The following is a 3,946-nucleotide window of genomic DNA, read 5'->3' on the forward strand; positions in this document are numbered from 1 at the left end:
CCTTGCGCTCGGCAACGCACTGGTCAAAGAAGTCGTCCGGCAGGTCATTGGCGAAGTGCAGCGCTCCCGGCCCGTCCTCAACTGGATAGCGGTTGTAGATCCAGTCTTTGGCGGTGTCAGTACCGACAAACCACAGCTCGGCACCGTTGCGTTCGGTCTGGCCTTTCCAAGTCACGTCGACCATTGACGGGCGTTGCGCAATCACCGGTTTACCCGGCTTGCTCGCACCCTTGATGGCGAAGATGTTGCGCCACCTGCGGATACGACAGAACTGATAAACCTCGTCTGTGTGGTGACCGCCAGAGTCGACCGCGGTGGCCAGAATGCCGAGCCCGACACCACAAGGGTGCGGGTAACGCACCTTGAGCTTTTCATCGAGTACGGCCCACGTACGCTCGTCCGCCGGATCGCCCCAGATCACCTGATAGTCGATGATCCAGCGCTCCATGCCGACGCCCCAGCCCATCACCATCAGCTCTAGGCGATTGGCTTGTACGTCGACCGACGCAGTAAGCATTAACACGCGCAGGGTCATCGCGCCGAGGCCGTAACTTTCACGGCGAGCGCGCACTTTCAACACGTCTGCTTTGGTCTGCTCTTGGGCGCTGTCCCAGACCTTGGCCAAGCGAGTGTTGTAAAACACCTGCATCGGCTCCAAGTCGCCCCGGCTCTGTGCCTTCTTGGCCTTCTCAAACTGCTTGGCCAGCGAGCGCCAGTCCGTCCAGCCCAGCGGTGAATACAGGGCGTTAAGGTGAAAGCCGATGGTTTCGCCGTCGCCCGGCGCGTGTGAACGCCATTCACCGCGGGCGAGCATCTGGCCCTTGTGATGTTCCTCAATCAGCACATCGCAATCCAACCCAGACGCAGCGCACTTGTAATGCACCACGTTGAAGTCGGCCGAGTAGAGCAAGTTCTCCCATTCAAGCGTCTGCATATGGCCGCAATGCGGGCATGGCACGTAGTAATAACGCTGATCGCTGGCCTCAAACAAATCAGCGATCCGCGACGCGCCTTTGATCGTCGGTGAACTGGAGAAGTAAAACTTGGCGTTGCGCCCGAACGTACTGCCTCGGGTTTCAGCCAGCTCGATTGGGTCGCCCTCTTCGCCCACGTCCACATCCCAGCGGTCGATTTCATCGCCGTAGATGTAACGCGCTGACAGTTCGGCCAAGTTGGCCGCAGAGCCCGCTGTGGTCACGTACAGCGAGCCGCCTTCAAACTCTTTGGTGTCCATCGTGTTGCGCGAGTCACGCGAACGATTGGCCGCCACGCGCTCGGACAAAACCGGCGTAGCCTTAATGGTCTTGCTGATCCGCGACGACACCCGTTTGGCCAAGCTGAGGCTCGGCAGCAAGGTCAGAATATTGGACGGCACCATGTGAATCAGGCCACCGATCCAATTCAACGCGATCTGGGTTTTCATCAGTTGCGAGGCCACCATCGTGACCACACGCTTGCAGGGGTGAGCCGGCGACAGGCAGCGCATCGGCTCACGAGCATAAGGCGTACGCGAAGTGCGATATTTGCCAGGCTCAGCGGCACCGGCATCACGCGGGATACGCATGTACTCGTCGGCCCACTGGTCGACCCACAGTGACGGGTCAGGCCGCAGCCCACGGAAATACGCCTCGCGGTACACCTCTGCACCGTTCGGGTTTTCCGTGTGCATGGGTTAGCTCTTGTTGTTGAGTGCTGTGATTAGATCCGCCGACGACATACGCTCGGCGTCCTCCAGCGAGGCGCGGATAGCGTCAGTCAAACGACGTTCGATTTCCCAAGGGTCGGTCATGGAGGCCAGTTCGGGTGCCAATTGCGGCGGCATCCCCAACAACTGATCGCGCAGCAAGCGTCCCGCGTTGAAGGCACCGGTTTTGACGGCTTCCAGCTCAACCTGTGAACCCTGAACCTTGTGAAACTCAGCCTCGGCCAGTTGCGCCAGGTAGTACTCACGATGGGCACGGGCTTTTTGGAAGTCAGCTTGCTTGCCAGCCGGGCCGATGACGGGCTGCGGCGCAGCCATGTTCGGCGTGGATTCGGCCAAAGGGGAAAGCTGGCTGGTCACGTCGCGCTGCACTCGACCCTCTTGATGCCGAGCGGCAACGGCGGCCTTGGTGGGGTCGGCTGTTTCACGGATCAGGGCAATGGTTGCATCGACATCGACCAGCTTTTTATCCGTCGACAGAACCAGCCGATTGTTGTTTTTAAGCCAGGTGATGTAACTCGGAGCCTTGCCGATATGGGCCGCAAAGGCACTCTTCGACAGAAAGATAGGGGCTGTCACAAGCCCTCCTTTTCAATGGCTTTTCAATGCAAGCCTTTCAATTTCAATGGATTGAATTTCAATAAGCTGTCAGCCCTGCGGCTAACGTTTTCCCGCGGGTTTCCTGCCCCGTACCCATGGATATTCCCCAGGGTCCCCGGCAGGATTTCGACTTGGCATTTAGTCAGCGCGATCAGTCGGGGTCGGAACCTCGCAAACCCCTAGGCGCTTGGCAGCCCAGCGTTCGTAAAGGCCAATAGCAACATCCGCCCCGGCCATCGCCGTGAGGCAACCCACCGCCGATGACGCCCAGATCGACACGCCGTTGGCATGCAGCAACATCATCGTGGACAGTCCACAGCCGATACAGGCACCCGACCGTAAAGCCAAACGCCGAACCAGCGACCAACCCCGTGCGCCGTCCTTATCCGCTCGCCACATCTCACCCGACACCCCGCCGATCAAGGACAGTGCAATCACCAGCCAGATCGGCATCTCCGCTAACGCTTGTTGCTCTGTTGTCATTGCCTGCCCCTAAACGCAAAAAACCCGGCGCAATGGCCGGGTTTAGTGTGGTGGTGTCTACCGCTCTCTGCGGTCGCACCTATCGAAGATGGCTACTTTTTACAGGTGGATTCCGGTGGCAGCAAGCCCCTTTTAATGCCATCGGTGAATATGTGGGTTTGGTAGCTGAACGCCCGGCGAATATCGGCGAATACATCACCCCGGCTAGCGCTTTTGGGGGCTGTCTGCCTTGCCCCACTGCTCTGGATCAAGGTGGGACAAAGGAGAGTCCCTAAATCAAAGGCTCTGCCCCACTGTCCTACTTCTTTTACTTTTTCCTCGTATATAGAGAAATTATTAAGAACACGCATGCGCGTGAAACGCGCGTATTGCTGCCCGCTCCGCTCACATGGGCGAGGGTCATTTAAAGGTGGGACTGTGGGACAGCCCAGTAACGGCGCGGGCTGCGCTTGACCCACTGCTATTACACGCAGCGGGACAAGGCGGGCCATGGTTAGTTGACGGGGCAAACGAATGGCGAAGGTATGGCTCACGCTGCTTTTTTCCCGAGCAGCAGCTCTGCGATGCACTCATGCGCTTGATGCAAGCGCTGGTAATAGGTGTCGCGGCTACAGCCGCAGTGCATGTACTTCTGTGACAAGAAGCTGTCGTGATTGCAGTAATGTTCGCGTACAACCACCGACAGCTGCGGCGGCAGATGTTTGTTAACGATCAACTCAATGTCGGCCGACTCATCGAGCAGCACTCGGCTGCCCCGTGTACCGCGAATCAACTCGCCCTTAGTTTCCATCAGCATGGCGATCATGTTGCCGCCGCCAGTGCCTTCGGGGGCTGCGCTGTGCAGATCCTCAGCCCAGAGTTTGAGCATGCTGTCGATGTGCTTAATCAAAGCAGGGTTCCTCGAATGCTTGCACCTTCAAGGCTGAGTGACCGCCCCAGTTGTCCGGCTTTTTGTACGCCCAAGGGCGCTGCCCGCTTTTCGCAAGAGCAGGCAGGCGCACACGACGCCATCCAAGCCGATGCATGATCGCGCCGACGCGCATTTGCTCAGGCTTGCCCCAGTGCCCGAAGTCGAGTTTGAGTGCGCTGGCCAATACTTCGCTGCCGCTGGTGGTTTCGCCGATCTGCGATTCTTCTAACCAAGTCAGACTCGGACCTTCC

General features: G+C 58.6%; 4 protein-coding genes and 1 pseudogene. All 5 read right to left on the reverse strand.

The window, feature by feature from the left end; genetic code table 11:
- Positions 1 to 1,669 (reverse strand): phage terminase large subunit family protein (locus tag AQS70_RS08170; RefSeq protein ID WP_055102354.1); only part of this gene is annotated, 1,669 nt, incomplete at its 3' end.
- A 3-nt stretch (positions 1,670 to 1,672) separates the two neighbouring features.
- Positions 1,673 to 2,281 carry a hypothetical protein gene (locus tag AQS70_RS08175; RefSeq protein ID WP_055102355.1) on the reverse strand — a complete coding sequence of 203 codons (609 nt, stop codon included), beginning with the start codon at positions 2,279 to 2,281 and terminating at the stop codon, positions 1,673 to 1,675.
- A 159-nt stretch (positions 2,282 to 2,440) separates the two neighbouring features.
- Entirely contained in the window at positions 2,441 to 2,785 is a 345-nt protein-coding gene (locus AQS70_RS08180) for a phage holin family protein (protein ID WP_055102356.1), read from the reverse strand.
- 529 nt (positions 2,786 to 3,314) lie between these two features.
- Positions 3,315 to 3,674, reverse strand: a complete 360-nt coding sequence (locus tag AQS70_RS08185; RefSeq protein WP_055102357.1) for a PA0613 family protein — start codon at positions 3,672 to 3,674, stop codon at positions 3,315 to 3,317.
- Positions 3,667 to 3,946: pseudogene (locus AQS70_RS23760) on the reverse strand (VapE domain-containing protein); the annotation flags it as partial. The gene AQS70_RS08185 and the pseudogene AQS70_RS23760, both read right to left, overlap by 8 nt.

Origin of the sequence: Pseudomonas endophytica, assembly GCF_001411475.1 — a bacterium.
In the GTDB taxonomy this organism is placed as follows: domain Bacteria; phylum Pseudomonadota; class Gammaproteobacteria; order Pseudomonadales; family Pseudomonadaceae; genus Aquipseudomonas; species Aquipseudomonas endophytica.